24 protein-coding genes are annotated in these 24,167 nt (G+C 57.1%); 11 read left to right on the top strand and 13 right to left on the bottom strand.

Annotated features, from left to right (window positions below):
- Positions 1–38: 38 nt before the first annotated feature.
- The 6 genes from ACG1VR_RS13990 to xthA all read right to left on the bottom strand — a co-directional run bounded on the left by ACG1VR_RS13990 (position 39) and on the right by xthA (position 5,861).
- Positions 39–662 carry an ATP-binding cassette domain-containing protein gene (locus tag ACG1VR_RS13990; protein ID WP_395489103.1) on the bottom strand — a complete coding sequence of 208 codons (624 nt, stop codon included), beginning with the start codon at positions 660–662 and terminating at the stop codon, positions 39–41.
- The gene (locus ACG1VR_RS13985; RefSeq protein WP_395489102.1) at positions 662–2,236 is read right to left on the bottom strand and encodes an ABC transporter permease; all 1,575 of its coding nucleotides are present in this window, start codon (positions 2,234–2,236) and stop codon (positions 662–664) included. The genes ACG1VR_RS13990 and ACG1VR_RS13985 overlap by 1 nt, the downstream gene beginning before the upstream one ends.
- Positions 2,233–3,357 (bottom strand): ABC transporter substrate-binding protein, encoded by a 1,125-nt coding sequence (locus ACG1VR_RS13980; protein WP_395491113.1) that lies wholly within the window; start codon positions 3,355–3,357, stop codon positions 2,233–2,235. Before ACG1VR_RS13980 ends, ACG1VR_RS13985 begins: the two co-directional genes overlap by 4 nt.
- Before the next feature lie 84 nt (positions 3,358–3,441).
- Positions 3,442–4,104, bottom strand: a complete 663-nt coding sequence (locus ACG1VR_RS13975) for a TVP38/TMEM64 family protein (protein WP_395489101.1) — start codon at positions 4,102–4,104, stop codon at positions 3,442–3,444.
- Between the two features lie 203 nt (positions 4,105–4,307).
- Positions 4,308–4,976: a TVP38/TMEM64 family protein gene (locus ACG1VR_RS13970; protein WP_395489100.1), complete on the bottom strand. Its 669-nt coding sequence runs from the start codon at positions 4,974–4,976 to the stop codon at positions 4,308–4,310.
- A gap of 78 nt (positions 4,977–5,054) precedes the next feature.
- Complete coding sequence (xthA, locus tag ACG1VR_RS13965) at positions 5,055–5,861, bottom strand: exodeoxyribonuclease III (RefSeq protein WP_016535981.1); 807 nt, start codon at positions 5,859–5,861, stop codon at positions 5,055–5,057.
- Positions 5,862–6,305: 444 nt separating this feature from the next.
- On the opposite strand from xthA, the gene ACG1VR_RS13960 reads away from it, so the two are divergent.
- From ACG1VR_RS13960 to hutH, 8 genes are all read left to right on the top strand, one after another.
- On the top strand, positions 6,306–7,526 hold the full coding sequence (locus tag ACG1VR_RS13960) for an aspartate aminotransferase family protein (RefSeq protein WP_016535984.1): 1,221 nt from the start codon (positions 6,306–6,308) through the stop codon (positions 7,524–7,526).
- Positions 7,523–8,557 carry an arginine N-succinyltransferase gene (astA, locus tag ACG1VR_RS13955; protein ID WP_016535985.1) on the top strand — a complete coding sequence of 345 codons (1,035 nt, stop codon included), beginning with the start codon at positions 7,523–7,525 and terminating at the stop codon, positions 8,555–8,557. Before ACG1VR_RS13960 ends, astA begins: the two co-directional genes overlap by 4 nt.
- A complete protein-coding gene (gene astD, locus ACG1VR_RS13950; protein WP_395489099.1) occupies positions 8,554–10,032 on the top strand; it encodes a succinylglutamate-semialdehyde dehydrogenase in 1,479 nt (492 codons plus the stop codon). Before astA ends, astD begins: the two co-directional genes overlap by 4 nt.
- Positions 10,029–11,360, top strand: a complete 1,332-nt coding sequence (gene astB / locus ACG1VR_RS13945; protein WP_395489098.1) for an N-succinylarginine dihydrolase — start codon at positions 10,029–10,031, stop codon at positions 11,358–11,360. The genes astD and astB overlap by 4 nt, the downstream gene beginning before the upstream one ends.
- 11 nt (positions 11,361–11,371) lie before the next feature.
- On the top strand, positions 11,372–12,337 hold the full coding sequence (astE, locus tag ACG1VR_RS13940) for a succinylglutamate desuccinylase (RefSeq protein ID WP_395489097.1): 966 nt from the start codon (positions 11,372–11,374) through the stop codon (positions 12,335–12,337).
- Positions 12,338–12,675: 338 nt separating this feature from the next.
- On the top strand, positions 12,676–13,164 hold the full coding sequence (spy, locus tag ACG1VR_RS13935; RefSeq protein WP_395489096.1) for an ATP-independent periplasmic protein-refolding chaperone Spy: 489 nt from the start codon (positions 12,676–12,678) through the stop codon (positions 13,162–13,164).
- 336 nt (positions 13,165–13,500) lie between these two features.
- Positions 13,501–14,046: an environmental stress-induced protein Ves gene (gene ves, locus ACG1VR_RS13930; protein WP_016535991.1), complete on the top strand. Its 546-nt coding sequence runs from the start codon at positions 13,501–13,503 to the stop codon at positions 14,044–14,046.
- 206 nt (positions 14,047–14,252) lie between these two features.
- The gene (hutH, locus tag ACG1VR_RS13925; RefSeq protein WP_395489095.1) at positions 14,253–15,797 is read left to right on the top strand and encodes a histidine ammonia-lyase; all 1,545 of its coding nucleotides are present in this window, start codon (positions 14,253–14,255) and stop codon (positions 15,795–15,797) included.
- Between the two features lie 32 nt (positions 15,798–15,829).
- Here the strand turns inward: hutH and cho are convergent, their stop codons facing one another.
- From cho to nadE, 3 genes are all read right to left on the bottom strand, one after another.
- A complete protein-coding gene (cho, locus tag ACG1VR_RS13920; RefSeq protein ID WP_395489094.1) occupies positions 15,830–16,693 on the bottom strand; it encodes an excinuclease Cho in 864 nt (287 codons plus the stop codon).
- Positions 16,694–16,759: 66 nt separating this feature from the next.
- Positions 16,760–17,650, bottom strand: a complete 891-nt coding sequence (gene yddG, locus ACG1VR_RS13915) for an aromatic amino acid DMT transporter YddG (protein WP_395489093.1) — start codon at positions 17,648–17,650, stop codon at positions 16,760–16,762.
- A gap of 66 nt (positions 17,651–17,716) precedes the next feature.
- Positions 17,717–18,544 (bottom strand): ammonia-dependent NAD(+) synthetase, encoded by an 828-nt coding sequence (gene nadE, locus ACG1VR_RS13910; RefSeq protein ID WP_395489092.1) that lies wholly within the window; start codon positions 18,542–18,544, stop codon positions 17,717–17,719.
- 267 nt (positions 18,545–18,811) lie between these two features.
- Between nadE and osmE the strand changes: the two genes are divergently transcribed.
- Positions 18,812–19,153, top strand: a complete 342-nt coding sequence (osmE, locus tag ACG1VR_RS13905) for an osmotically-inducible lipoprotein OsmE (protein WP_039899236.1) — start codon at positions 18,812–18,814, stop codon at positions 19,151–19,153.
- 171 nt (positions 19,154–19,324) lie between these two features.
- Positions 19,325–19,561 (top strand): cell division activator CedA, encoded by a 237-nt coding sequence (cedA, locus tag ACG1VR_RS13900; RefSeq protein ID WP_016535998.1) that lies wholly within the window; start codon positions 19,325–19,327, stop codon positions 19,559–19,561.
- A 45-nt stretch (positions 19,562–19,606) separates the two neighbouring features.
- Here the strand turns inward: cedA and ACG1VR_RS13895 are convergent, their stop codons facing one another.
- From ACG1VR_RS13895 to hxpB, 3 genes are all read right to left on the bottom strand, one after another.
- Positions 19,607–20,998, bottom strand: coding sequence for an L-cystine transporter (locus tag ACG1VR_RS13895; protein ID WP_395489091.1), 1,392 nt, complete (start codon positions 20,996–20,998; stop codon positions 19,607–19,609).
- A 132-nt stretch (positions 20,999–21,130) separates the two neighbouring features.
- Positions 21,131–21,721 (bottom strand): metal-dependent hydrolase, encoded by a 591-nt coding sequence (locus ACG1VR_RS13890; RefSeq protein ID WP_395489090.1) that lies wholly within the window; start codon positions 21,719–21,721, stop codon positions 21,131–21,133.
- 118 nt (positions 21,722–21,839) lie between these two features.
- Positions 21,840–22,508 carry a hexitol phosphatase HxpB gene (hxpB, locus tag ACG1VR_RS13885; RefSeq protein ID WP_172570216.1) on the bottom strand — a complete coding sequence of 223 codons (669 nt, stop codon included), beginning with the start codon at positions 22,506–22,508 and terminating at the stop codon, positions 21,840–21,842.
- A gap of 168 nt (positions 22,509–22,676) precedes the next feature.
- On the opposite strand from hxpB, the gene ACG1VR_RS13880 reads away from it, so the two are divergent.
- Entirely contained in the window at positions 22,677–23,213 is a 537-nt protein-coding gene (locus tag ACG1VR_RS13880) for a YniB family protein (protein ID WP_395489089.1), read from the top strand.
- A 35-nt stretch (positions 23,214–23,248) separates the two neighbouring features.
- Here the strand turns inward: ACG1VR_RS13880 and ACG1VR_RS13875 are convergent, their stop codons facing one another.
- Entirely contained in the window at positions 23,249–24,109 is an 861-nt protein-coding gene (locus ACG1VR_RS13875; RefSeq protein WP_395489088.1) for a fructosamine kinase family protein, read from the bottom strand.
- Positions 24,110–24,167 lie beyond the last annotated feature (58 nt).

The following is a 24,167-nucleotide window of genomic DNA, read 5'->3' as shown; positions in this document are numbered from 1 at the left end:
CGTTTCTGGCTTCTTTGCGATATCTCATGTTCGGTTCCTTAAAGCCGGATAACCTGGCTGCCCGCTGGGATATCCTGAGGATCGTGGGTGACCAGCACCACCGGCAGCCCCAGACGTTCGGCTTCCTGCCAGACAAATTGCCGGAATGACTGGCGTAGCGGCAAGTCCAGCCGGGAAAATGGCTCATCCAGCAGCAGCGCTTGTGGCTCGGCCAGTAACGTGCGCAGCAGGCTTATTCGTGAACGTTCGCCGCCGGAAAGCGTAGCCGGATCTCTGCGTTGATAGTTTTCCAGGCCGGCACTCTCCAGCGCCTTAGCCACCAGGCTTTGCCGGTGCAAACGCCCCTTTGCGGCCGCCGGAAGCGCCATCATTAAGTTTTGCTCGACGTTAAGATGGGGAAACAGCAGCGCATCCTGAAACAATATTCCCGTGCGGCGGTGCTCAACCGGGAGCGTCTCTATCCTGCGCTGGTTAAGTAGTAGTGCTCCACTGGCGCTAAAGGGCGGGTGTAAATCCCCGACCATCCAGTTTAAAAATGTTGATTTCCCCGAGCCGGACGGCCCCATAAGGGTGACGACTTCGCCTGCGGCGACCGTAAAACTGATGCTCCCGAGCAGCGGAAAACCGTCTTTAAAAATGGAGCAATCTAGCACGCTGAGCATTAGCGTAATCCTTTTCGATAGAAACCGGCCAGGCGGCTTAGCTGGGCCGTAGCGATAAATACCAGCAGCGGAAGCAGGGTTTGCAGCAGCGCCTGGATAGCAAATTGCTGCGGATCGCCGCCGCTGCTGAGTGCTACGGCCTCGGTAGTCGTCGTGGTAAAGCGCCCCGCGCCCGCATACAGCGTGGGGAGATATTGTGCGATGCTTACCGAGAAGCCTACCGCCAGAGCCGCCAGCAGGGGGCGAATCAGCAGGGGGATTTTTATCAGGCACAATATTTTGCCGCGTGACCAGCCAAAAGTTCTCGCCGTAAGCACTGAACGAGCGTCTATGCCCTGCCAGGCGGGGCGGAGAATAATCAAAGTATAGGGCACGACCCAGAGAAGATGGCTCCAGATAAGCGCGCCCGGGCTGCCTTCCAGCCTCAGCCTGAGCAGCAGCTGATATTGCCCTGCGGCCAGAGGGAGCGCGGGAAGCAGCAAAGGAAGCAGCAGCCAAAAATCATGGTGCCGCTCGCCGCCTTCCAGCCACAGCAGCACGATAATGACCGCAAGCAGGGCGCTGACCAGCCCGGCAAAAAGGCTGGTAATGAGCGGCGAAAGCGCGGCCTGCTGCCAGCCGCCCAGGGAAAAGGCTTCGGGGAACAGCGCCGGGTAAAACCATCCTTCCGCGCAGGACCATACGGCTAAAATAGCGGCGGCACACAGCCCGATGAGCGATAAGGTTCGTGCCAGGATACGGGCGAAACAATTGAGACTGAAATCGCTACGCCGCCCGGAGAAATGCGCGCCGGTTTGCCTGACCAGGCTCCACAGTAAGCGCCCGCCAAAAATAAAACCGCCCAGCAACAGCAGTAAAACGCAGGATGCCGCCAGGCCCATTGCCTGCCGTTGGGTATCGCTGTCGGTCAGCCATTGCCAGGCCAGCACGGCGAAGGTCGGCGGATTATCGGGGCCGAGTATCAGCGCGACGTCGACAACCGAAAGGCTATAAGCCGTAATTGCCACCAGCGCCCAGCCAAGCCGGGGTAACAGCTGCGGCACCAGCACCCGCAGGCGCGATTGCAGCTCGCCGTAGCCGAGGGAGCGGGCGACGGTTAGCTGCTGGCTTATCCGCTGCGCTCCGAGCTGAGCGCCCGCAAACCACAGCAGAAACCAGGCCTCTTTCAACGCCAGCATCAGCCCCAGGCCCACGCCGTAATTATCCGCTGGCAGGGAGAGGCCGAGCGCCCTGGGCAGCCAGCCGCCATCCGCAAACAAAAAGTAAAAGCCGCTGGCAAAAGCCACGTGGGGAAAGGCCAGCAGCGGCGGGAGGCGGCGAAGATAGCGTTGCCAGCGCTCTCCCGGATAGATGCCGCACAGAATAATTAGCGCCAGCAGCAGCGCCCCGGAAACGCTAATTAAAGTTGAGACAAGCGTTGTCTCCAGCGCCTCGGGCCACTGGGAGTCGCGCCATAAAGCCAGCCATATTTCGCCCGCCAGCAGCGGTTTCGCCATTAAAACGAACCCGGGCAACAGCGGCATAAATACGATGCCAGCCGCCAGCCATGCCGCGCAGGCAAAGCCCTTTTTCATCGGGAACCGTAACGGCGGAGCCAGGCCTGCTCAATCGCCGTCACCCAGGCTGCATGAGGTTCAGCGAGGAACGGCACCGGGCGCTGGCTGCGCGGAGCCAGTTTTTCCAGCTGTGCTTTTTGGGCGGCGGGCAGGCTGCTGCTATCCAGTACGCTCGCGTCCCCCCAAACGGCGGGATCGGCCTTGCGGATTTGGGCTTCCGGTGACATCAGAAAATTAGCCACTACCTGAGCGCCCGCTTTGGCGCTGCTGTTGGCCGGGATAGCAACAAAATGCACGTTCCCCAGCATGCCGTTGTTAAAGCCAAACGAGCGCGCAGAAGCCGGGAGCTGGCGGCGGCCGATCAGGTTGTCAGCGTGGGCAGGGTTGAAGGTCAGGGAAAACAGAAGCTCGCCGTCGGCCAGCATGCGATCCATCCTGGCCGGGGTTGGCGGGAAGCCTTTTCCTTCGCGCCACAGGTAAGGGTGAAGCTGGTCGAGATAGTGCCAGAGCGGGGCGGTAACCTGCTCAAAAGTCGCCGGATCGGGCGCGGCCTTCAGCGCATCGGGCGTTTTGGTCAGCACAATCAGCAACTGCTCCAGGAGCGCGGTGCCGGTGAAGTCTGGCGGGCGCGGGTAGCTGATTTTCCCCGGATTAGCTTTGGCAAACGCCAGCAGTTGCAGGGGAGTTTGCGGGAAAGCGGGCGTGCGCTGTTCGTCGCCGATAAACATTAGCTGGGCGCTGCCCCAGGGGGCTTCTGAGCCGTCAACCGCGACGGAGAAATCTTCCCGTACCGGTTTTTTGCTGTCCACATAGCGCCAGTTGGGCAGAGTTTCAGCCCAGTTTTCGCTGAGCAAGCCCGCCTGCTTGAGCACGCTAAAGTTTTCGCCGTTCACCCAAAGCAGGTCTACCGAGCCACCGTTTTTTCTTCCGGCGGCGGCCTCGCTCTGAATGCGCCTCACCGCATCTGCGGCGTCCGCCAGCTTGACGATTTTAAGGTTCACGCCGTAGTGGGTTTTTACTTCAGCTTTTACCAAATCCAGATAGCCGTTTACGGCCGGGTCACCGCCCCAGGCATTGAAGTAAACCGTCTGGCCATTTGCCTGCTGGCTGAGGTTTTGCCAGCTGCCTTGCCCGGCCATAGCTCCGAAGCTGGTCAGCGTCAGGGCGAGGAGTAAGGCTCTTATTCCGGGAGCAAAAAGTTGCAAGATAAAGTCCTCAGTACGTTATTTAGCGGTTCGCTTTACCAGCCAGCGCGAAGCCAACGGCAGCAGACCGAGCAGGGTGAACATCAGCATCATGCCCGGAGAGACAATATCCCGCAGGCTCTCAATCTGGCTAAGCTGCCTGCCGGTATTGATATACACCACGATGGCGGGGAGCATGCCCAGCAGGCTGATAAAGGCATAGCGCGTGATGCTAATCGGCGTCAGACCCATTAATAAGTTCACCAGTACAAAAGGGAAAACCGGCGTCAGCCGCAGCGCAAAGAGATAATGCCCGCCGTCGCGTTCCACCCCCTGATTCACTCTCTCCATCATGCGCGAAAAGCGCCTCTGTACCCAGTCGCGCAGCAGGTAGCGGCTGAGCAGCATGGCGACTGTCGCACCGCAGGTTGCCGCCGTTGCGACGAGCAGCGTACCGAGCGCCAGGCCGAATAACGCTCCGCCCATCAGCGTGAGCAGCGTTGCGCCGGGGATAGAAAATGCCGCAATAAGAAAATAGCTGATGAAGAAAGCGCTCGCTGCCAGAACGGGATGTTTGGCATGCCAGAGCGTGAGCTGAGCCTGAGAGTGCTGGAGCGTCGCCAGGCTTAGGGTTCCGGGAGGCAGCCAGACCAGAAACAACGCCACAACAAGCACCAGCAGCAGGAAGATGATTTTACGCACGCGTCGTCCTTGCTTCTCGCCCGATGGTATCCATTTTTATCTTCTCTGTACTTTAAAGGCAGGGAGTATAGCGGAGTGTTTGAGGGGTTGAGGAGGCATGGCTTTCACAACTTTCCCGCTTCTTGAGTTATGTCATGAAGCGGGCAAAAAGCGGATACAGGCTTATACATTTCTGCACGCACGCCTGCGCTCAGCCCGGGCGTTTAGTTTGCTTTGGACATTTGTTTAATCAGCCAGTGGGAGACCAGCGGCAGCAGGCCAATCAGGGCAAAAAGCAGCAGAATGCCGGGAGATAAAATATCCCGCAGGCTCTCTATCTGGCTAAGCTGGCGGCCGGTGCTGATGTAAAGCACGATGGACGGCAGCAGTCCGAGAAAGGTGATAATAGCGAAGCGGGCGGCGGAGATAGGCGTCAGCCCCATCGCCAGATTAATGATTGAAAAAGGCAGTACCGGCACCAGCCGCAGGGCAAACAGATAGTGCGTAATATTGCTTTTTAAACCCTGGTTCAGCTTTGCCATCGTCGTTGAAAACCGGGTTTGCACCCAGTCATGCAGAAGATAGCGGCTCAGCAACATGGCAACGGTTGCGCCGCTTGCCGCCGCGGTCGCCACCAGAGCTGTCCCTTCTATCAGGCCAAATAGCGCGCCGCCCATCAGAGTCATTATCCGGGTGCCGGGAACGGAAAGGGCGGAAATCAGGAAGTAGCCGAGGAAAAAGGCGCTCATCACCAGCGCCGGGCGCTCGGCATGCCAGAGCGCAAGCCGGGCGTGATATTTTTGTAGCGTTGCCAGGCTGAGGGTGCCCGGCGGCAGCATAATGAACAGCAAGAGCAGCAGCGTGGCCAGCAGCAAAAACAGGAATTTACGCATTCTGTTCGCTCCTCGTCAGGGTAATAAACCGCATCTTGCTGTCCTTTTCAGGTGACCATTTGAGCTTTAGTATTCCTCTTACAGCTTAAACTGCGCCCAAACAGGCGCGTGGTCGGACGGTTTTTCCATACCGCGGATTTCGTAATCAATGCCGGTTGCCACGCAGTGCGGCGCCAGTCCCTTGCTTGCCAGCAGCAGGTCGATACGCAGGCCGCGATTGTCGTCAAAGCCTTTTGAGCGGTAGTCAAACCACGAGAATTTATCCTGCGCTTCCGGGTTCGCGTGGCGATAAGTATCTACCAGCCCCCAGCCGAGCAGGCGTGCCATCCACTCGCGCTCTTCCGGCAGGAACGAGCACTTGCCGGTACGCAGCCAGCGTTTGCGGCTCTCTTCGCCGATACCGATATCCAGGTCCGTTGGGCTAATGTTCACATCCCCCATAATCAATACCGGATTTTCCGGGTTTAACTCGGTTTGCAGGAAGTTTTGCAGATCCTGATAAAACTTAGCTTTGGCCGGGAATTTGGTCTCATGATCGCGGCTTTCACCCTGCGGGAAGTAGCCGTTGATAACGGTAAGGTTGCCAAACGGCGACGGGATTTCCGCCATGATAATGCGGCGCTGGGCGTCTTCTGCATCACCGGGGAAGCCTTTGCGTACCGAAATTGGTTTTTCTTTGGTCAGGAGCGCTACGCCATAGTGGCCTTTTTGGCCGTGATAAAAGACGTGATAGCCGAGCTTAGCCACATCTTCCAGCGGGAACATATCGTCATGCACTTTGGTTTCCTGCAGACCGATAACGTCCGGCTGATGCTGTTCCACGATGGCTTCAAGCTGATGCGGACGGGCGCGCAGGCCGTTGATATTAAAAGAGACAAATTTCATAGTCGCTGCCAGGTTGTCAGGTTAATTGTTGCAGGATGGTAGCAGAAAACGGCGCGTGTTGCTGCGTTGTGGGCAATCGCTGTCATAGGCGCGCAGGGCGAGCGAAAATAAAGCAACAATTGCACCAAAATTGATCCATATGCGCAAAAAGGGGGCGAAAACGGCAGGCAAATCCCGAAGGCGATCACAATTCCAGCATTATATTTTACCACTGCATAATATTTCGTGTTTTCGTGTCGCGATTCAGGCGCCACGTTAAAACTATGCACTTTCTATTCATTTTTTATGAATAACGCTAATTCCTAACTCCTTGATTTTTCGTTTTACCCCTCGGTTTATGCAATTTTAGCGCTGGCTGGCACGAAGTCTGCAATCTACATTTACAGCGCAAACACTCAATTATTTAACATTTAATAAACTTTTTGTTTACCGTGAGGGGTCACTATGTCGCAGTCAATTACACGCCAAAATTTCGACGAATGGATGATGCCGGTTTACGCCCCTGCGCCTTTTATTCCGGTACGCGGCGAGGGTTCCACGTTGTGGGATCAGCAGGGTAAAGACTACATCGACTTCGCGGGCGGTATTGCGGTTAACGCCCTGGGGCACGCTAATCCTGAATTGCGTAAAGCGCTGGAAAGCCAGGCGGCGAAGTTCTGGCATACCGGCAACGGCTACACCAATGAGCCGGTTCTGAAGCTGGCTAAACAGCTTATCGACGCGACATTTGCCGACAAAGTGTTCTTCTGCAACTCCGGAGCAGAGGCTAACGAAGCCGCGCTGAAGCTGGCTCGTAAATACGCCCATGACAACTTCGGGGCGCAAAAGAGCGGCATCGTGGCGTTCAAAAATGCGTTCCATGGCCGCACTTTGTTTACCGTTACCGCCGGCGGGCAGCCTGCATACTCCCAGGACTTTGCGCCATTGCCACCGCAAATCAACCATGCGGTATTTAACGATCTACAATCCGCCCGCGATCTGATTAATGATGATACCTGCGCGGTGATCGTGGAGCCGATGCAGGGAGAGGGCGGCGTAGTACCTGCCACGCCTGAGTTCCTTCAGGGGCTGCGCGAACTGTGTGACAAACACAATGCGGTACTGATTTTTGATGAGGTGCAAACCGGCGTGGGCCGCACCGGCTCGCTGTACGCGTACATGCATTACGGCGTAACCCCTGACGTGCTTTCTACCGCGAAAGCGCTCGGCGGCGGCTTCCCGATAGGCGCTTTGCTGGCGGGTGAGCGTTTTGCCAAAGTGATGACCGTGGGCACCCACGGCACCACGTATGGCGGCAACCCGCTGGCGTCTGCCGTGGCGGGTCGCGTGCTGGAAATCATCAATACGCCTGAAGTTCTGAACGGCGTGAAGCAGCGCCACGAATGGTTTGTGGAGCGCCTGAATCACATTAATCAGAAACATCAGCTGTTCAGCGAAGTGCGCGGTCTGGGGCTGTTAATCGGCTGCGCGCTGCGGCAGGAACACGCCGGTAAAGCTAAACTTATTTTGCAGGCCGCCGCGCAGGAAGGTCTGATGATGTTGATAGCCGGAGCCAACGTGCTGCGTTTTGCCCCGGCGTTAACCGTCAGCGAGGCGGAAGTTCAGCTCGGTCTGGATCGCTTTGAACGTGCCTGCGAACGCTTCCTTGCGGGAGTCTCATCATGATGGTTATCCGCCCGGTTGAAAGAGGCGATCTGTCGGGGCTGCTTGCGCTTGCCGGGAAGACCGGCGGCGGGCTGACCTCGCTGCCCGCCGATGAAAAAACGCTGGCCGACCGAATCGAACGCTCGCTGCAAACCTGGCAGGGCGGGCTGCCGAAAGGAGACCAGGGCTATGTTTTTGTGCTGGAGGACTCCGCCAGCGGCCAGGTGGTCGGCATCTGTGCGATTGAAGTTGCCGTCGGGCTTAATGACCCCTGGTACAACTACCGGGTCGGCACGCTGGTGCATGCCTCTAAAGAACTGAATATCTACAACGCGCTGCCGACGCTGTTTCTGAGCCACGACCATACCGGGAGCAGCGAGCTATGCACGCTGTTTCTCGACCCGGCATGGCGCAAAGAGGGCAACGGCTACCTGCTGTCTAAATCGCGTTTTCTGTTTATGGCCGCCTTCCGTGAGCGGTTTAACGAGAAAGTGGTCGCCGAGATGCGCGGCGTGATTGACGAGCACGGGCATTCCCCCTTCTGGGAAAGCCTTGGCAACCGCTTCTTCTCGATGGAGTTTGCCCGCGCCGACTATCTGTGCGGTACCGGGCAGAAAGCTTTTATTGCCGAGCTGATGCCGAAGCACCCGATTTATACCGACTTTCTGTCTAAAGAAGCGCAGGCGGTTATTGGTCAGGTGCATCCTCAGACTGCACCAGCCCGGACCGTGCTTGAGGCCGAAGGGTTCCGCTACCGCAACTATGTCGACATTTTCGACGGCGGCCCGACGCTTGAGTGCGATATCGACCGCGTGCGTGCCATCCGCAAAAGCCGCCTGCAAACCCTCGCTATCGGCCAGCCCGCGACGGACGAACTGCCGCTTTGCCTGGTTGCCAACGAAAATTACCACCAGTTCCGCGTGATGCTGATTAAGGCCGATCCGAAAGGCGAGAAACTGGTGATTGATGCCGCCACCGCCGATGCGCTGAAGTGCGCAAGCGGTGACACCGTACGCGTGGTGCGCCTGTGCCCCGAGGAGAAAAAAGTATGACTAACTGGATCAATGGACATTGGGTTCCCGGACGCGGCGAAGCTTTATTAAAACACAACCCGGTAAACGGCTCGCTGCTGTGGGAAGGGCTGGTGGCCGATAAGGCGCAGGTGGATGAAGCCTGTAAAGCGGCGCGAGCGGCTTTCCCCGGCTGGGCAAAACGCCCGTTTGCCGAGCGCCAGGCGATTGTTGAGCGCTTTGCTTCGCTGCTGGAAGCTAATAAAGAGGCGCTGGCCGAAACCATTGCCCAGGAAACCGGCAAACCGCGCTGGGAAGCGGCTACTGAAGCTACGGCGATGGTGAATAAAATCGCTATCTCGATTAAATCGTATAATACGCGCACCGGCGAAACTCACTCCACCCTGCCGGACGGAGCGGCAACGCTGCGCCACCGTCCGCACGGCGTGCTGGCTGTTTTTGGCCCTTACAATCTGCCGGGGCACCTGCCGAACGGCCATATCGTGCCGGGGCTGCTGGCCGGGAATACCATCATCTTTAAGCCGAGCGAGCTGACGCCGCGTATTGGCGAGCAGGTGATGAAGCTTTGGGAAGAGGCGGGCATACCTGCCGGGGTGCTGAATCTGGTGCAGGGCGGGCGTGAAACCGGCCAGGCGCTCTCCGCCCAGACGGATCTTGACGGCCTGCTGTTTACCGGCAGCGCGGGCACCGGCTACCAGCTTCACCGCCAGTTTGCCGGGCAGCCTGAGAAGATCCTCGCCCTGGAAATGGGCGGCAACAACCCGCTGATCGTTGAAGATCCTCAGGACATCGACGGCGCCGTTCATGTTGCTATCCAGTCTGCATTTATTACCGCCGGGCAGCGCTGCACCTGCGCCCGCCGTCTGCTGGTGAAGCAGGGCGTTCAGGGCGATGAATTTATTCGCCGTCTGGTAGAGGTTTCAGCCCGCCTGCAGCCGGGCGAGTGGGATGCCATGCCGCAGCCGTTTATCGGCGGGCTGATTTCGGTACAGGCCGCAGAGCGCGTGCTGACAGCCTGGCAGGAGCATCTGGCGCGCGGCGGCAAACCGCTACTGGAACCCAAAATGATCCGCCCCGGCACGTCGCTGCTGACGCCCGGCATTGTCGATCTTAGCGGCGTGGCTAACGTGCCGGATGAAGAAGTCTTTGGCCCGCTGCTGGCGATTTACCGCTATGAGAGCTTTGACGACGCCATCCGCATGGCTAACAACACCCGTTTTGGCCTGGCAAGCGGGTTGATTTCGCCTTCTCGTGAGCAGTTCGACCAGCTGCTGCTGGAGGCTCGTGCCGGGATTGTGAACTGGAATAAACCGCTGACCGGGGCGGCCAGTACCGCACCGTTTGGCGGAGTCGGGGCTTCCGGCAACCATCGGGCAAGCGCCTGGTATGCGGCAGATTACTGCGCCTGGCCGATGGCTTCCCTGGAGAGCACCGGCTTCCCGCTGCCGCAAACGCTTAGCCCGGGGCTGGATTTTAGCCGCGAGGAGCAGCCATGAAGAAAGCGCGTGAAGCCAATTTCGACGGACTGGTGGGCCTGACCCACCATTACGCCGGGCTGTCGTTTGGGAATGAAGCCTCCACGAAGCACCAGTTTCGCGTTTCTAATCCGAAGCTGGCGGCGAAGCAGGGGCTATTGAAAATGAAGGCGCTGGCGGATGCCGGTTATCCGCAGGGCGTGATTGCCCCGCAGGAGCGGCCAAATGTCGGCGTGCTGCGCCAGATTGGCTTTAGCGGCAGCGACGAGCAGGTAGTAGAGCGGGCGGCTCGCCAGGCTCTGCAGCTGCTGTCTGCCGCCAGTTCGGCTTCTTCTATGTGGGTGGCGAATGCCGCCACCGTTGCGCCCTCCGCCGATACGCTCGACGGCAAAGTACACCTGACGGTTGCCAACCTTAATAATAAATTCCACCGCGCCAGCGAAGCGCCCACGACGGAAAACGTGCTGCGTGCGATGTTCCGGGACGGCAGGCATTTTAGCGTTCACGCCGCGTTGCCCCAGGTTGCGCTGTTCGGCGATGAGGGGGCGGCAAACCATAACCGCTTCGGCGGGGAATACGGCGAACCGGGCACGCAGCTGTTTGTTTACGGGCGCGAGGCGATGCAGAGCGGCCACGCTCCTGCTCGCTACCCGGCTCGCCAGACTTTAGAGGCCAGCCAGGCGGTAGCGCGTTTAAATCAGGTGCGGCCGGAGCAGGTTATTTTTGCCCAACAGAACCCGGCGGTTATCGACCAGGGCGTGTTTCACAATGACGTGATTGCGGTTTCGAACCGGCAGGTGCTGTTCTGCCATCAGCAGGCGTTTGTTGACCAGCAGCAGCTTTATCGCCAGCTGGGTGACAAAGTGCCGGGCTTTTGCGCCATTGAAGTTCCGACGAACAAGGTTTCAGTTGCCGATGCGGTAGCCACTTATCTGTTTAACAGCCAATTGCTCAGCCGCGATGACGGCGGTATGACGCTGGTGTTGCCGGAAGAGTCACGCCAGCATCCCGGCGTCTGGCGCTACCTTAATGAGCTGCTCCAGGCCGATAACCCGATTAGCGAGCTGAAGGTTTTTGACCTGCGTGAAAGTATGGCTAACGGCGGCGGTCCTGCCTGCCTGCGCCTGCGCGTGGTGCTGACCGAACAGGAACTGGCGGCGGTGAACCCGGCGGTGATGATGAACGACACGCTATTTATGACGCTCAACGGTTGGGTCGACCGCTGGTATCGCGATCGGCTAACTCAGGCAGATTTGGCTGACCCTCAGCTGCTGTTCGAAGGCCGCGAGGCGCTTGACGAGCTGACGCGGATCCTCGACTTAGGCCCGGTATACCCATTCCAGCAGTAGACGGAGGCACAATGATGGATTTTCTGGCGCAGACCCTGGAAGGGAAAGCGCCTAAACAGAGCGAGGGGGCAAATGCGCACCTGAACTGGCGCTGGTGGGACGAGGGCATATTGACCCTGACGCCGCACCGGCAAACCGGCAAAGCGCTGGTGCTCTCGGCCGGCATTCACGGGAATGAAACCGCCCCGGTAGAAATTCTTGCCCAACTGGTGGATGCCCTGCTGGCGGGTGAACTGCCGCTGGAGTGGAGGCTGATGGTTATTCTCGGCAACCCGGCGGCGCTGCGCGTGGATAAGCGCTATACCCACAGCGATATGAACCGCATGTTCGGCGGGCGCTGGCAGCAGTTCCCGGAAAGCGTGGAAACCCAGCGTGCCGCCAGGCTTGAGCACGCGCTTGAACAATTCTGGTCGCGCAGCGAGGAGCAAACCCGCTGGCATCTCGATATGCATACCGCCATCCGTAGCTCGTACCATCCGCGTTTTGGCGTGCTGCCGTCGCGGCCGCTGCCGTACGGTGAAGATTTTCTGCACTGGCTGGGCTGCGCAGGGCTACAGGCGCTGGTGTTTCACCAGAAGCCCGGAGGCACGTTCAGCCACTTTAGCAGCGAGCACTTCGGGGCTCTGAGCTGCACCCTGGAACTGGGCAAGGCGCAGCCGTTTGGCGCAAATGACCTGAGCCAGTTTGCGGTTACCAAAGATGCTCTGGCGGCTTTATTGAGCGGAGGAGAGCAGCCTGCAATGGAAGCGGAGCCGCTGCGTTATCGCGTGGTGCAGCAGTTAACGCGTCTTTCAGACCACTTTGTACTGCACATGTCCAGGCAAACGCAGAACTTCACCGCATTCCCACGCGGAACGCTGCTGGCGGAAGACGGCGATAAGCGCTTTGTGGTGAATGAAGATAAAGAGTTCGTATTATTTCCCAATCCTGACGTTGCCCCGGGCCTGCGTGCCGGATTGATGCTTCAGGAAATTTAATATTTAAGCAGCTCTTCATTGCCGGGCTGCTTAATCTTTTTGTGTTATTTTAATATTTACAGAAGATTCCTGGAATGCTGCTTTATTCAGCGAGTGGATTGCTGTACACTTTCTTCATATTATCTTTAAAATCAGCGTGTTGTTATATTTTGTTTCAATAATCCCAGCCTTATTCCTTATTTTCTCCATAATTGATGCATTCTTGTTTTATACCCTTGCAATGATTTACCGATGGCATCGCTTCCTTGACGATAAGGCTCGTAAACTCATTCTCGTCAACACGGCGATGCATCTCACTGCGGGTCGTAAATTTAATTAAGAGAGAGAAGGTTAATATTATGCGTAAATTAACAGCACTGTTCGTCGCTTCTACTTTAGCTCTGGGCGCCGCTAACCTGGCTCACGCAGCTGACACCACCACTCCGGCCGCCGACGCTAAAACCGATGCGCCGATGATGCACCATAAAATGATGCGCGGCCCGATGCATGAAATGATGTTCAAAGACCTGAACCTGACCGACGCGCAGAAACAGCAAATTAAAGACATTATGAAAGAGCAGCGCGGCAACATGCAGCGTCCGTCGGTTGAAGAACGCCGCGCAATGCATGACGTGATTGCCAGCGACAGCTTCGACCAGGCCAAAGCTCAGGCTCAGGTAGATAAAATGGCCGAGCAGAACAAAACCCGCATGCTGGCCCACATGCAGACTCAGAATAAGATCTACAACATTCTGACCCCGGAACAGAAAAAACAATTTAATGCCAATTTTGAGAAGCGTCTGACAGAACGCCCGACTCACGAAGGTAAAATGCCAGCAGCTCAGTAAGACTGAGCGAATAAATTAAGACCGCCGGTCCTGTTCACAATAGCGATGTACGCTGTGGACAGGACCGGCGGTTTTCTCATTTCTGCAACATGAGGAGAAAATTGCAGGCTGCTCCGCAGTTTTTTTAGCCCGAACCTGACGATGAAAAATTTGCATTGATTCGCAGGAAAAAAATCGCTAAATCATTGCTACCAAAAATAAAAATGAAATCAGGCGCTGCGTTTTTTTGTGCGGCCTGGGCAGGTGTCATCTAAGGCTACAGCTACGGACACACTCTGCCGATAACAATGATTCAGGGCTAATTGCGCAGGTGATGCGCGAACTTCAGGAGTGGTGATGGAATTCTTTGATATACGGAAAGTGCCGGTCAGTTTATGGCGCAACGGCGCCGGGGAAACCCGGGAGATTTGCTGCTTTCCGCCCGCAACCCGGGATTTCAACTGGCGAGCCAGTATCGCGTCTTTGGCCAACAGCGGCGACTTTCCTGTGTTCCCGCAGGTCGACCGGGTAATGACGCTGCTCGAAGGCAGCGAAGTGGTGCTGGATGCCGGTAAGGCTTTTCGCCATACGCTAAAGCGCTACCAGCCGTTTACCTTCGCCGGTGACCAGCAGGTCAAGGCCGAGGTGACGCGCGGGATGTCGATGGATTTTAATATCATGACCCACCGCGACCGCTGCCGGGCGAAAGTTCGGGTTGCCGACCGCACCTTTACCACCTTCGGCACCCGGGGCGGCGTGGTCTACGTGCTGAGCGGGGAATGGCAGCTTGAAGATAAGCTGTTGTCGCCGGATCAGGGAGCCTGGTGGCAGCAGGGCACCCATACGCTGCGGTTGTTAAAAAATGAAGGGCAGCTGCTGTTTAGCGAAATTACCTACCTGTAAATCCTGAGTTTTCTTCTTTTGCTGGCCCGGAAACAGCCGCCGGGCTATGGCCTGTTCTTTAGTTCCGAATAAATTTCACAAGCGCGATCCTGCTCACCGTTCGATAAAAAAGTCCTATGACCAACTGGCGGATTTTTTGGTTTATTAGTTAGCTTGTATATACAAATACATACAGAACAGACTTTTCGACGCCACAGGATCCTGACATGTCAACGCAAAAGAAGTTATCCAGCCTTACTCCCGGCTCCGTTTCGCTAGCTATGCTGCGTGAAATTTACCATGGCACCGTGCTGCTGCGGCTTGACCCCGGCGCGGTAGCGGCCGTTGAACGGGCGCTTGGCACGGTAGAGACCATCGTTGCTCACGGAGATGTTGTGTACGGCATCAATACCGGCTTTGGCAAACTGGCGCAAACCACTATCGCCGCAGATAACCTTGCCGAATTACAGCGCAACCTGGTGCTTTCCCACAGCGTAGGCCTCGGCGAGCCGCTGCCGGACGATGTTGTGCGCCTGGTGATGGCCGGCAAAATAATCAGCCTGGCGCGCGGGCATTCGGGTATGCGCATGCTGCTTATCGACAGCCTGATTGCGCTGTTCAACGCGGGCGTGATGCCGGTTATCCCTGAAAAAGGCTCGGTTGGCGCATCCGGCGACCTCGCTCCGCTGGCGCATCTGTCGCTGATGCTGCTCGGCGAGGGCAATGTGCGGGTCAATGGCGAAGAAATTCCGGCGACCGAGGGGCTTAAGCTTGCGGGTGTTGAACCGCTGGTGCTTGGGCCGAAAGAGGGGCTGGCGCTGCTTAACGGGACTCAGGTTTCTACCGCTCTGGCTTTACGCGGACTGTTTGAAGGCGAAAAATCTTTTGCCGCCGGGCTGGTGGCGGGCGCGTTGTCGCTTGAAGCCATTAAAGGTTCGGTGAAGCCGTTTGACGCGCGAATTCATCAGGCTCGCGGCCAGGCCGGGCAGATAGATGTTGCGGCGGCGGTGAGCGAACTGCTGGCCGGGAGTGAGATTGTTGACTCGCACCAGCATTGCGGACGAGTGCAGGATCCGTATTCCATCCGCTGCGTTCCGCAGGTGATGGGAGCCTGCCTCGACAACCTGCGCCATGCCGCGCGTATTTTGCAGATTGAGGCGAATGCCGCTTCCGATAACCCGCTGGTCTTCAGCGATACCGGAGAGGTGATTTCCGGCGGTAACTTCCACGCCGAGCCGGTAGCTTTTGCCGCCGACATTATTGCCCTGGCGGTTGCGGAGATCGGCGCTATTTCCGAGCGGCGTCTCGCGCTGCTGCTGGACACCGGGCTGTCCGGCCTGCCGCCGTTCCTGGTGAAAGAGGGCGGGATTAACTCCGGCTTTATGATTGCCCAGGTCACCGCGGCGGCGCTGGCCTCAGAAAACAAATCCCTTGCTCACCCTGGCAGCGTTGACAGCCTGCCGACCTCCGCCAACCAGGAAGACCATGTTTCAATGGCGACCTATGCGGCGCGCCGCCTGGGAGCGATGTGCTTTAATACCGCAGCGGTGGTTGGTATTGAGGCGATGGCTGCCGCTCAGGGCATTGAGTTTTACCGGCCGCTGCGCAGTTCGCCGCAGCTGGAGAAGGTGTTTGGTGAGATACGCGAGCGCGTTGCTTTCCTGGAAAAAGATCGCCTGCTGGCACCGGATATCGAGCAAATGCGCCTCTGGGGCGCCAGCGATAACTGGCCTGAAATGATTACCCGCCTGCTGCCTTCCTCGTCGGCGTAAAGTTTAGCGCGCCTCTCTTCCCCGGGGAGGCGCTAACCCAGCTCAATGATTTCGTATTCCCCGCTCAGCATCAGCTTGCAGAGTATTTTGTAGCCGTCATTATCGAAACCATCCGGCGGCTGCCGCAGCGTTCTTGCCTGCTCAAGCTGTTCGACGGAGCCCAGATAAAACCAGTGATCGATGATGTGATACTGCGTCAGCTCCGGTCCACTCTCCACGATAGCCACGGCCTGCTTCCACGGCCAGCAAACCAGCCGCACCTGCTCAAGCGCCGCCAGCAGGCGTGAGTGATGATCCTGATGCGTTTCCCTGCCGCAGCAGGCTCCGGCGCAGCGTTTTAGCGCCGAGCGAAAGCAGGCTCTCCCTTTGCTTAGCGGCTCCAGCCCAAGCAGCCCGTAGCAGAGCTGATGTTCATCGGCCAACTGCTGGAGAATCTGAAGTGCCGCTCTGCGGTTGGCGTACAGCCCGTAAAGGCCAGGCTGGCGAGAGAAATCAACATCTTTGGCATAAACCACCTGAGGGATATCGCCCTGCAAAGAAAGGGAGCAAAGCTGGCGGTTACGACGCAGGCGCTTGTTGAACAGCGGCTGCTGCTCTTTGATCATCCTTGCTTCGAGCAGCAGCGCTCCCAGTTCTCCCGCGGTGCGCATAAAGGTTATGCGGCGCGACTGGCGCAGAAGGGGCGCTTCATCCGGGGTGCGGAAGTGGGACATTACGCGGGTGCGAATGTTGATGCTTTTACCGATGTAGAGCGGCATAACGTCGCTCTCGCCGTGGAAAACATAGATTCCCGGCTGCCTGGGCAGGCCGTCAAGCCAGGGCCTGAGGTGTTCCGGATATTCATAGACCGCCGCGGCTTCGAACTCCAGCCGCGGCGAATTTGCTCGCCTTACCACATCTGACTCCTGAGTGCTGTTTATATGTCCAGTATAGCAGCGGGTAAGGCGAGGGGGAAATAGCCGTTAGCCGTAACGGCGGGTAGCGAGCCAGCAGAGCAGCGAGCCGCCCACAACCATCAGCACGCCCTGCCAGAAGGCAAAACCAGGGTGCAAGCCCAGCCAGAGCGTTGCCAGCAGGGCAGAGAGCACCGGCGTGAAGTAGGAGGCGGTCGCCAGCAGGGTCATATTCCCGCGCTGAATGCCGTAGTTCCAGGCGGAGTAGGCAACGGCGGTAGAAATGCCCATAAACAGCAGTTGCCCGCTACCCGACAGGGTGAAGTGCATGGGGGGCTGGGCGGTGAAAAGAAATTTAACCCACAGCACTGCGGCGGTTGCGCAGAAAAACAGGCTGACCCCGCTTTTGCCTTCGCTCCAGCGGCGGGTCAGGTTGCAGTAGAGCGCCCAGACAATGGCTGCGGCAAAGGCCAGCCCGTAAGCCAGCGGATTATCCTGAATATTGTGCCACATGGTTATCGGCGACCAGTCGCCGTCGCCCTTCATGACCTGAACAATTCCGGCAAGGGAGAGCGCCAGCCCCGGCCACAGCCAGAGATTACTGCGCTGGCCGTTGATAAACAGCGCGAAGAAGACGGTCAGGCACGGCCAGAGGTAGTTGATCATGCCCAGCTCAAGAGATTGGGCGCGGGTATGGGCCAGGCCTATTGAGAGCGCCAGGCTGATTTCATAGCCAACAAATAAAGCGCCGCCAACCCAGAGATACCGAAGCGGCAGGTCGCGAATGTTGGGTAGGCCGCGCGCAATGCACAGGCAGACCGAGCTGACGGTGTACAGCAGCGCCGCGCCGCCGACCGGGCCAAAATGTTCGCTGATGCTGCGCAGCAGGCCTACGGAGGTGCTCCAGAGCAAAATCGCGACCAGGCCGATAACCGTGGCCCGCTGCGGTGAGTTTTCCATGCTAATCCCGTAAAAAAGGCGGCAAATTGCCGCCCTGATGATTTATCTAAACTGAGTCTGAGGCGACTATTTCTTCCAGAAGTCGTCGAACACGGTAATCGGAGGGCGGCGTTTATGCTCGGTTTTCAGATACCAGCCTTCGATAATTTTGGCGGTCTCAGCGGGCAGCGCTTTGCCTTCCAGATAGTCGTCAATTTGCTGGTAAGTTACGCCCAGGGCGGCTTCGTCCGGCAGAGAAGGGCGGTCGTCTTCCAGGTCAGCGGTTGGCGCTTTCAGGTAAAGGTGTTCCGGGCAGCCCAGCGTTTTTAACAGCTGTTTCCCCTGGCGCTTATTCAGGCGGAAGATTGGATTAATGTCGGTGCCTCCGTCGCCGTATTTGGTGAAGAAGCCTGTCACCGCTTCGGCCGCGTGGTCGGTGCCGACAACAACGCCTTTGCTCATCCCGGCGATGCTGTATTGAGCTTTCATGCGCTCGCGGGCTTTTTCGTTGCCGCGCACAAAGTCGCTCAGCTCAATACCCGCTTCACGCAGCGCCTGCTCGCTGGCAAGAACCGAGCCTTTGATGTTTACCGTTAGCACGCGGTCCGGATGGATAAAGGTAATCGCGTCCTGGCAATCCTGCTCGTCGGCCTGCACGCCAAACGGTAGGCGCACGGCGATAAACTGATAGCTCTCGTCGCCGGTCTCTTCGCGCAGTTCGCTGATGGCCAACTGGCACAGTTTGCCGGTCAGGGTTGAGTCCTGGCCACCGCTGATCCCCAGCACCAGAGATTTAATGAACGGGAAAGTTTTAAGATATGTTTTCAGGAAATCGACGCTGACGCGGATCTCCCGGGCGGCGTCTACCTGCGGCTTAACGCCCAGTGCCTGAATAATCTCTTGTTGCAGAGCCATTTAACCCCTCCGATTACCGAGTGCCCGCAACGCGCAGGCAGGAAATTTTGCTGCCTTAAAACTTACCCTGTTGCGGTTAAAACGACAAGGCTCAAAGGGTTAGGCACGCCTCGGGCGGCGACTTTTAGCGCAAACCAGCGCTTAATCTCGTGGATACTCCATTTGTCCGAATTTCAGATCATTAACGGTAACAAGTTGAAAAATGTTCTTTTATATTCCAGGCTTATCTAACACGCAGGATCAACACGTTGATTGATGAGGATGATTATGAATAATAAATTTGCAGGTTTTTTAGGCGCGGCAGCAGTAATGACTATGTTGGCAGGGTGTACGGCTTACGATCGTACCAAAGATCTGGTCACCGAGCCGGTGGTAAAAGATGTTAAAAAGGGCATGACCCGTGCTCAGGTACAGCAGATTGCCGGGAAGCCTTCTTCCGAAGTGACGATGATCCACGCCAAAGGCACCTGCCAGACTTATATTCTTGGCCAGCGTAACGGTAAAGCGGAAACCTACTTTGTCGCGCTGGATGACGCAGGCCGCGTGATGAACTCTGGCTACCAGAGCTGCGCCGAATACGATACTGACCCGCAGGCACCAAAAGCTTAATGCACAATTGAATACCGGCCCGGTCGCTTTTGCCACCGGGCTTTTTTATGGCCCAAATATTTTGCCTGACGGCGTGGGTGTGGAAAGGGCTGAGATCGGGGGCGACGAGCCGACATGAAATCCGCTATTATGGGGATGTTGTTAACTAATCTTCTTTGAATTTCGTAGCCTATGAAACCACTTCGCCAACCGAATACTCGCCCGATAATTACCTACAAGCCTCGCGTGGAGCCGGCACCGCCCGCTCATGCCTGGCGCGTGGATGGCTTCAAAGATGTCTATCTGCTGCGCGGGCAGTACATCGCGTTTGTGCTTTTGGGGGACGCCTTCCGCCAGTCGCCGCCGTTTACGCTGCCGGAGTCGGCGCAGCGCTGGGCAACGCAGGTTCGCCAGGAAAACGAAGTATAAAAAAAGGCCGCTAAGAATAGCGGCCTTTTTAATGCTTACGGTGGATTAGCGGTGGGCTAATTCCACTTCTTCATCGCTGTTAAGGATCTCTTTATCAGTCTGCTTCATCAGCTGGCTGGTGATTGTCCCGGCGGTCATCGAGCCGCTTACGTTCAGGGCGGTACGGCCCATGTCGATAAGAGGTTCAACGGAAATAAGCAGCGCGACCAGCGTGACCGGCAGGCCCATAGCAGGCAGGACGATAAGCGCGGCGAAGGTTGCACCGCCGCCCACGCCGGCAACGCCCGCGGAGCTAACGGTGACGATGCCCACCAGGGTCGCAATCCATACCGGGTCAAACGGGTTGATGCCAACGGTTGGCGCAACCATGACGGCCAGCATAGCAGGGTAGAGACCGGCACAGCCGTTCTGCCCGATGGTGGCGCCGAAGGAGGCGGAGAAGCTGGCGATGGACTCCGGCACGCCAAGACGGCGGGTCTGCGCTTCAACGTTCAGCGGAATGCTGGCGGCGCTGGAGCGGCTGGTGAAGGCGAAGGTCAGCACCGGCCAGACTTTACGGAAGTATTTCACCGGGCTAACGCCGTTGAACGCCAGCAGAACTGCGTGCACGCCAAACATAATCGCCAGGCCAAGGTAGGAAGCAACAACGAAGCTGCCCAGCTTGATGATGTCCTGCAGGTTGGAACCAGCGACCACTTTGGTCATCAGCGCCAGCACGCCGTATGGCGTCAGCTGCATCACCAGGCGAACCAGCTTCATCACCCAGCTTTGCAGGGTGTCGATGGCTACCAGTACGCGCTCGCCTTTCGGGGCATCATCTTTCAGCAGCTTCAGGGCGGCCACGCCGAGGAAAGCGGCGAAGATAACGATGCTGATGATAGACGTCGGGCTTGCGCCGGTAAGGTCAGCAAACGGGTTCTTCGGCACGAAGGAGAGGATAAGCTGCGGTACGGTCAGGTCGGCAACTTTGCCGATATAGTTCGACTGAATGGCTGCCAGGCGTGCGCTTTCCGCATTGCCCTGCACCAGGCCTTCTGCCGTCAGGCCAAACAGGTTGGTGACCAGCACGCCGACCAGCGCGGCAATCAGCGTGGTGAACAGCAGCGTCCCGATGCTCAGGATACTGATTTTACCCAGCGAAGAGGCGTTATGCAGCTTGGCTACCGCGCTCAGAATCGAGGCGAACACCAGCGGCATGACGATCATTTGCAGCAGTTGGACGTAGCCGTTACCGACGACGTTAAACCACTGAATAGAATCTTTCAGAACCGCGCTGTCGGAGCCATAAATGGTGTGCAGCGCCAGGCCGAAGACCACGCCGAGTACCAGACCGGCCAGCACTTTTTTGGCCAGGCTCCATTGTTTGTGGCGGGTTTGCGCCAGCAGCAATAGCAAAACAACGAACACCACAATGTTCGCTATCAGTGGAAAATTCATCCCCGTATCTCCTGATTTATTGTCATACAGCCGCTGTTACGCCGCCGTTATGTTGCAAAGCGTAACAGACTCCGCAGCACTGTCTTATATCCAAAAAGAATTGATTATTACCAAATGATGTTTTGGGGTTAATTAACGCTCGACCTGGTGATTTAACAAGCTATAAAAGCTCATCTGTAAGGAATTTATCATTTGTGAGGACCAGCGCACCGCACCGTTTTCGGGCATGTTCTGCGGCATCCACACCGCGAAGCCAAACAGCGCCATGCAGAGTACGCGCTCCAGCTGGTTGCCTTTTTGCGGCCTGACGACGGGAAAGCGAAAGCGCCAGCGGCATGGCCAGAGCAGTGGCACTCCGGCGGGCGTCAGCATGTCGGCGATAATGTGGCTCAGGTAACCCAGCACCATGCCCTGGATAGCATCGGCCGGGATAACCCACTTTTCCGGCACTTTCAGGTAACACAGCGCCAGCCCGGCAAAGACGGCGAACAGGCTGTGGGTGAAGCCTCGATGCCCGCACATGCGCGCCACGGGCTTAGAGATCCACTTCAGCCGCTGGCCAAGAAAGGATTTGGGGTGGTCGATATCGGGGAGCAGGCAGGTCAGGATCGCAGACGGCACAATGTGCCACCAGTCGCCCTGGGCAAGTACAGGCGTAAGCTCGGCGTTTTTGGCAAATACTGCACAGGCAATAGAAAAAAGCAGGTGGCCTTCCGCCGTCATGATACAACCCGAATAAAAACTGTCGATTCATCCAGTATAGGGTTTTTGTACAGTGTTCGGAAGAGGTGACGCTGTAACATTTTGTCAGCAAAACGGGCGGCCTGAGCCGCCCTGAGGCTTAGCCTTTGAGGTGTTTCTCGTTCAGCTCGACCAGAGAGGAGAGTTTTGCATCAGCAAGGCACCAGCGTGGGTCCGCACTATTTTCTTCAGCCGGAACCACTATCGAGCGCATGCGTGCGGCTTTAGTGGCAATCATGCCGTTAACCGAGTCCTCCAGCGTGACGCATGAAAGCGGGTCAACGCCAAGTTTTGCCGCCGCGTCCAGGTAAACCTGCGGGTGCGGTTTGCTGTACGGAAGATGCTCGGCTGAGGCGATAGCGTCGAAATACTGGCGCAGGTCGAACATTTCCAGCACTTTTTCCAGCATATGCAGCGGGGAGGCGGAGGCCAGGCCCACTTTGAGACCGAGTGCTTTACAGCGTTTAACCGCTTCTACAACGCCCGGCAAAAGCGGACGCTGCTCATCGACTAATGCGATGGCGCGTTCGATAACGAGTGCGGTGACTTCTTCTTTTGACGGCCCGCTCCACGGCTGGCGTGAGAACCAAAGGTCTACCACTAAATCGATGCGCAGCCCGAGGGTGTCCGGCAGCTCATTGCGGCGCGTGATATCAACGCCAATACTTTGCAGGGTATCCAGTTCCGCACGATCCCAAAGCGGTTCCGAATCAATCAGTAGCCCATCCATATCAAAAATTGCCGCGAGGATCTGGCGCGTATCGGCCATAAAATGACTCCTTTCCGTTCGTCTTGAATAAATGATTGTGTATCTTTAGCCGGAAACAATACCTGAAGCCACCGCTTTTGCGAATTTCGCCCGCAAAGCTCAGGCGAAATAGCGCCATACAGGGTAGACTTTGTGGGTATAACGTTACGTCCTAAAAAAGGGGAGTGCATGACGTATCAACAGGCTGGACGCATTGCGATTTTGAAACGGGTTGCGGGATGGGTGATTTTTATCCCGGCGCTGCTTTCTACCGTGATTTCGGTTCTGAAGTTTATGTATCAACACAGCGAAAAACAGCCCGGCATTGATGCCGTGATGCTGGACTTTTTCCATGTGATGATTGAGATGATGCGTTTTAACACGCCGTTCCTGAATTTATTCTGGTACAACTCGCCGCAGCCGGACTTTCACGCCCAGGCGAACGTGTTTTTCTGGCTTATTTATGCTTTGATTTTCATCGGGCTGGCGCTACAGGATTCCGGCGCACGTATGAGCCGCCAGGCAAAATACCTGCGTGAAGGTGTTCAGGATCAGCTGATTCTTGAGCAGGCTAAGGGGCAGGATGGATTGAATAAAGCGCAGCTGGACGCGAAAATTGTTGTGCCTCACCACACCATTCTGCTGCAAATTTTCCCGCTCTACGTGTTGCCGGTTATCGTCATTGTTGCCGGTTACTTCTGCTTTAAGCTGCTCGGCTTTCTTTAAGACTGGCGGCCACTCCGCGCAGGAGTGGCCATCTTTTACGCCGCTAAAACCCGCTCAAGCGCTTTTTGCGCCGTGACCAGATGCTGGCCGCCGAACAAAATAGCGCGGTTCAGCAGAGTATAGAGCTGGTAGATGGGCTGGCGCTCGAGGAAGCCCGACGGCAGCGGTGAAACCGACTGATAGCCATCGTAGATTTGCGGCGGCTGGTCGTTATGCAGCGGCAGCATCGCCAGGTCACACTCTCTGTCGCCCCAGTAGCAGGCCGGATCGTAAATAAACGGCCCGTTCGGACCCAGGGCGCAGTTTCCTGACCACAGGTCGCCGTGCAGCAGGGAAGGCTGGGGCTGATGAGAGGCCAGCGCCTGCTGAACAAAGTTGACAATCAGGTCAATATCGCCGTAGTCGATGCCTTTTTCCGCCGCCATTTCCAGCTGCCAGCCAATACGCTGTTCAGCGAAGAAGGTTGACCAGCGGCGCTGCCAGGCGTTGGGCTGCGGGGTGGTGGAAAGATCGTTGTCAAAATCGAGGCCGAACTGCGGCTGGTCGCTCCACTGGTGAAGTTTTGCCAGCTGCTGGCCGAGAAGAAAGGCATTGTGGGCATCAAGCGGTTTGCAGGGCAGGTATTCCAGCAGCAGGAAACTGTAGTCTCTGTCGCTGCCCAGCCCCCAGACTTTTGGCACCCGCACCGTTGTACTGCGCGAGAGCAGCTCCAGCTGGTCGGCTTCGGCGGTAAAGATGGGCAGGAGTTCGCGATCATCGCATTTGACGAAAATCTCATGGCCGGCGTAGTGAATGCGCCAGGCCGCATGGATTTCTCCACCGGGTAGCTCGGTGCGGCGCTCAATTTCGGCCTCACCCAGTTGCTCACTTAATAAATGACGGATGGCTTGCCACATGACTTTTCTCCCCAGGTTAGCTGGTAGACACTACAATCAATAGCTTATCGCCGTTTGC

Source organism: Cedecea davisae (assembly GCF_044095835.1).
GTDB lineage: Bacteria > Pseudomonadota > Gammaproteobacteria > Enterobacterales > Enterobacteriaceae > Cedecea > Cedecea davisae.
The sequence above is the reverse complement of the archived record's forward strand: the minus strand, read 5'-3'. Positions and strand labels throughout refer to the sequence as shown.